4 protein-coding genes are annotated in these 4928 nt (G+C 68.7%); 3 read left to right on the top strand and 1 reads right to left on the bottom strand.

What is annotated here, in order from left to right; all coding sequences use genetic code 11:
• Together KDK82_RS19470 and KDK82_RS19465 are read left to right on the top strand one after the other, a co-directional pair.
• The coding region (locus KDK82_RS19470; RefSeq protein ID WP_256974516.1) for a tripartite tricarboxylate transporter substrate binding protein at positions 1-724 on the top strand (724 nt) is incomplete at its 5' end.
• Positions 724-1932, top strand: a complete 1209-nt coding sequence (locus KDK82_RS19465; protein WP_088165954.1) for a CaiB/BaiF CoA-transferase family protein — start codon at positions 724-726, stop codon at positions 1930-1932. The genes KDK82_RS19470 and KDK82_RS19465, both read left to right, overlap by 1 nt.
• Positions 1933-1960: 28 nt before the next feature.
• Here the strand turns inward: KDK82_RS19465 and KDK82_RS19460 are convergent, their stop codons facing one another.
• Entirely contained in the window at positions 1961-2689 is a 729-nt protein-coding gene (locus KDK82_RS19460; RefSeq protein ID WP_012203091.1) for a Crp/Fnr family transcriptional regulator, read from the bottom strand.
• A gap of 319 nt (positions 2690-3008) precedes the next feature.
• On the opposite strand from KDK82_RS19460, the gene KDK82_RS19455 reads away from it, so the two are divergent.
• Positions 3009-4928 (top strand): long-chain fatty acid--CoA ligase (locus KDK82_RS19455; RefSeq protein ID WP_088165953.1); only part of this gene is annotated, 1920 nt, incomplete at its 3' end.

Genomic DNA, 4928 nt, shown 5'->3' with positions numbered 1-4928 from the left:
CGCGCCCGACGGCTACACCTTGCTCATGGCAGGCCTGAGCAATGTCTTCCTGCCCCATGTGCACGCCAACCTCAAGTGGAATCCGCTGACCGACTACGAGTACATCGGCCTGGTGGCCGACCTGCCCAACGTCATCGCCGTCAACGCCAAGACCCCCTACCGCACGCTGGCCGAATTGGTGGCGGCCGACAAGGCCAGGCCCGGCACGATGTCCTTCGGCTCGGCCGGCACGGCCACGCCCTCGCACCTGGTCTGCGAGATGGTCAACCACCGGCTCGGCACGAAGATGCAGCACCTGCCCTACAAGGGCAATGCCCCGGCCGTCAACGACCTCATGGCCGGCCACATCCCGGTGATGTGCAACAACCTGGGCGGCACCCTGCCCTACATGCAGGGCGGGCAAATCCGCATCCTGGCGCAGACCGGCAAGAGCCGCTCGCCCGCAGCGCCCGACATTCCCACCTTTGCCGAGCTGGGCGTGGCCGGGCTGGACACCGGCCTGTGGGTGGGCCTGGCCGCGCCCAAGGGCACGCCGCAGCAGATCGTGGCCACGCTCAACCAGGCGCTGGCCAAGGCCATGGCCTTGCCCGAGACACGCGACAAGCTGGCGCGCCTGGGTGCCACGCCGCTGCCCACGCAGACGGCGGACTTCCACAAGCGCGTGGCCGAAGACCGCCGCGCCTGGGAACCCGTGCTGAAGAACGTGGACCTGAAAGGCAACTGATGCAGCGCCAAGGCTATCCGCTGGAGGGTGTGCGCATCCTCGACATGGCCACGGTGCTGGCCGCCCCCTTCTCAGCCACGCTGTGCGGCGACCTGGGCGCCGATGTCGTCAAGCTGGAGTTGCCCGGCGGCGGCGACACGCTGCGCAGCCTGGCCCCCGTGCACGACGGCCACGCCGTGTTCTGGAAAACCGCCAACCGGGGCAAGCAGGGCATCTCGCTCGATGTGCGCAAGGCCGAGGGCCGCACGCTGTTCCTGCGGCTGATCGAGGATTTCGACGTGCTCGTGGAGAACTTCCGCACCGGCACGCTGGACCGCTGGGGGTTGGACCTGGCCACCTTGCATGCCAGCAACCCGCGCCTCATCGTGCTGCGCCTGACGGGCTTCGGCCAGACCGGCCCCTATGCGCGCCGGCCGGGCTTTGCGCGCATCTTCGAGGCCATGAGCGGCTTCGCCCACCTCACGGGCGAGGCGGGCGGCCCGCCCCAGCACATGAACTACCCGCTGGGCGATGCCGTGGCCGGACTGTTCGGCGCCTTCTCCATCGCGGCCGCACTGGCCGAGCGCAACGCGCAGCCGCCCGGCGAACGGCGCGGCGTGGAGATCGACCTGTCGGCCACCGAAGCCATGCTGCGCCTGCTGGACCCGCTGGCGGCCGAATTCCAGCTGGGCGGACAGGCTCGCAGCCGCACCGGATCGTGCGCGGGCTACACGGCGCCCTCCAATGTCTACCGCACGCGCGACGGCGCCTGGCTCACCGTGGTCGCCACGGGCGACGCCATCTTCACGCGCCTGTGCCAGGCCATGGACCGCGCCGACCTGGCCGCCGACCCGCGCTTTGCGGACAACGCCGCGCGCATATGCCACCTGCAGGCACTGGATGCGCAGATTGTCCAATGGTGCGCAGCCCTGGACTGCGCCCAGGCCATGGCCGCGCTGGCCGCGCACGACATTCCGTTCAGCAAGGTCTGCTCGGCCGAGGACGCGCTGCAGGACCCGCATTTCGCGGCACGCGGCAGCTTCATCACCCTGCCCGACCCCGACCTGGGCCCCCTCACCGCCCCCGCGCCCGTGCCACGCTTCACGGACCGCCAGGCCCCTGCGCCCCGCAGCGGCCCGGCCACAGGCCAGGACAATGCATGCATCTATGCGGCGTTGGGGCTGGATGCGCAGCAGCAGGAGAGGCTGCGGCGCGAAGGCGTGATCTGAGGCCGCAAGTGGGTGGCAGTGGGCGGCGTCAGGCCGCCCGCCGCGCCGCCGCAAACAGCCCGCTGCGCAGCGCTTCCAGGTCGAGCACGCGCAGGCCGCCGTACTCCACGACGATGGCGTTTTCGCGCTGCAGCACGGACAGCGCCTCGTTGACGCGCTGGCGCGACAGGCCCACCAGGTAGGCCAGCTCCTGCTGGGTGATGCGCAGCACCTCGCCCACGCCCGGGTACAGCAGCGGGTGAAAGAGCGCGGCCAGGCTGCGGGCCACGCGCAGGTCGGGGTTGGTGAGGCGGTCGATTTCGCGGGCCGAGATGAATTGGCCCAGGCGCTCGTTGAGCTGGCTCATGACGAAGCGGTTGAAGCCGATGGAGTGGTCCAGCAGCCAGTGGAAGGTCTCGATCGGCAGGCCGCCGACCACGCTGCGGCGTATGGCCTGCACGTTGTAGCGATAGGGCTCGCGCTTGACGGCCGTGCCTTCGCCGAACCAGCCGCCCGGGGGCAGGCCGGCCAGGGTCATGCTGGCGCCATCGGCGCCGTCGGTGTTCATCTTGAGCAGGCCTTCGACCACGCCGAACCAGTAGGTGGGTGCGCGGCCGGTGCGGCAGACATAGTCGCCGGGCTGGGCGTCGCCGACGACCAGCGCCTTCTGGGCCCGTTCGCGCTCGGCGGGCTGGAGTACGGCCAGCCAGGGAATGCCTTCGAGTTCCTCGGGCCGGGGCGCGCGGCGGCGCTGATGCAGTGACAGTTCTTGGCTCATGGAGTCGCGGCGAGGGTGCGCGGATCAATCATCAAAACCACCCAAGCATTGCCCGAGCCCGGTGGCTGGCGTGAGCGGGATTTCCAGAAGGACCGCGGCACGCGCACATTCCCGGATGCGCAAGCCCCCAAGCGGGACATGAGACCGTTTTGGCACCTTTTGTTACGGCGCGTTTTCCCGATGATGGGTTTCCCGCGGATTGTCGTCAAACAGACACCACGGCGTCAAAGCCAGTCCTAGGATGCAGTCCAAGCCGGTAGGTCACAGCCTGGGCATCTGCACCATGCGGCCACCATTCACGAACATCCAAGGACATGGAATGACGACCACGTTCCCGCACCTGCTGCTCCAGCATGCCGCCCAGCGCCCCCAGGCGCCGGCGCTGCGCGAGAAGGAATACGGCATCTGGCAGACCTGGAGCTGGAGCGAGGCCGCCGAGACCGTGCGCCACATGGCCTGCGGCCTGGCGGCGCTGGGCCTGGCACGCGGCCAGAATCTGGCCTTCATCAGCGACAACCGGCCCCATGTCTACATGGGCTTCATTGCCGTGCAGGCGCTGGGCGGCGTACCGATCCCGCTGTACCAGGATGCCGTGGCCGCCGAGATGCGCTTCGTCATCGAGGATGCCGAGATCGACTTCGCCTTTGCCGAGAACCAGGAGCAGGTCGACAAGCTGCTGGAGGTGCGCGAGAGCGTCTCCGGCCTCGGCCACATCATCTATGACGACCCGCGCGGCCTGCGCCACTACGACCAGCCCGGGCTGATCAGCACCGAGGCGCTGCTGCAAAAGGGCAAGGAGTGGGATGCCGCACACCCGGGCGCCTGGGATGCGATGCTGGCCGCGCTGTCGCCCGACGATGTCTCGGTCATCCTCTACACCTCGGGCACGACCGGCAAGCCCAAGGGCGTGTGCCAGACGCACCGCAGCTTTGGCGAGTCGGCACGCGGCGGCGTGCAGGTGGACCGCCTGGGCCCCGGCGACAACGTGATCTCCTACCTGCCCCCGGCCTGGGTGGGCGACCACCTGTTTTCCTTCGCGCAGTGGCTGGTGGCGGGCTTCACCATCAACTGCCCGGAATCGGCCTCGACCGTGTCCATCGACCTGCGCGAGATCGGCCCCAGCTACTACTTCGCGCCACCGCGCATCTTCGAGGGCATGCTGACCTCGGTGTCCATCCGCATGGAGGACGCCGCGCCCTTCAAGCAATGGATGTACGGCCGCGCCATGGCCGTGGCGCGCCGCGTGGGCTCGGACATCCTGGACGGCAAGAAGGTGGGCGCGCTGGACCGACTGAAGTACGCGCTGGGCGACCTGTGCATCTACGGGCCGCTGCGCAATGCCATGGGCCTGTCGCGCATCCGCGTGGCCTATACGGCGGGTGCGGCCATCGGGCCCGAGCTGTTCCGCTTCTTCCGCTCCATCGGCATCAACCTCAAGCAGCTCTACGGCCAGACCGAGACCTGCGCCTATGTATGCATACAGCGCGACGGGCAGGTGGAGCTGAGCAGCGTGGGCCAGGCCGCACCGGGCATCGAGCTGAAGATCGCCGACAACGGCGAGGTGCTGCTCAAGGGCGTGTCCGTGCTCAAGGAGTACTACAAGCGCCCCGACGCCACGGCCGAGGTGGTGGATGCCGACGGCTGGTTCCACACGGGCGATGCCGGCGTGATCGACGCCAGCGGCCAGCTGCGCATCATCGACCGCGCCAAGGACGTGGGCAAGACCAGCCGGGGCGCCATGTTCGCGCCCAACTACATCGAGAACAAGCTCAAGTTCTTCCCACAGATCAAGGAGGCCGTGTGCTTCGGCCACGGCCGCGACCAGGTCTGCGCCTTCATCAACATCGACTACGAGGCCGTGGGCAACTGGGCCGAGCGCCAGGGCCTGCCCTATGGCGGCTATGTGGACCTGGCATCGAAGGCCAAGGTGCTGGAGATGGTGGCCGACTGCGTGGCCCAGGTGAACGCCGACCTGGCCGCCGAGGCCGGCATGGCCGACACGCAGGTGGCACGCTTCCTGGTGCTGCACAAGGAGCTGGACCCCGACGACGACGAGCTGACCCGCACGCGCAAGGTGCGCCGCGGCTTCATTGCCGACAAGTACGGCGTGCTGGTCGATGCGCTGTACACGGGCAAACGTGAGCAGTTCATCGAGACCCAGGTCAAGTTCGAGGACGGCCGCACCGGCAGCGTCAGCGCCACGCTGTCCATCATCGATGCCAAAACCCATTCGGTGGCC

Source organism: Delftia sp. K82 (assembly GCF_002193035.1).
GTDB lineage: Bacteria > Pseudomonadota > Gammaproteobacteria > Burkholderiales > Burkholderiaceae_C > Comamonas > Comamonas acidovorans.
Note: the sequence above shows the minus strand (reverse complement) of the source record. Positions and strands in the feature narration are given on the sequence as shown.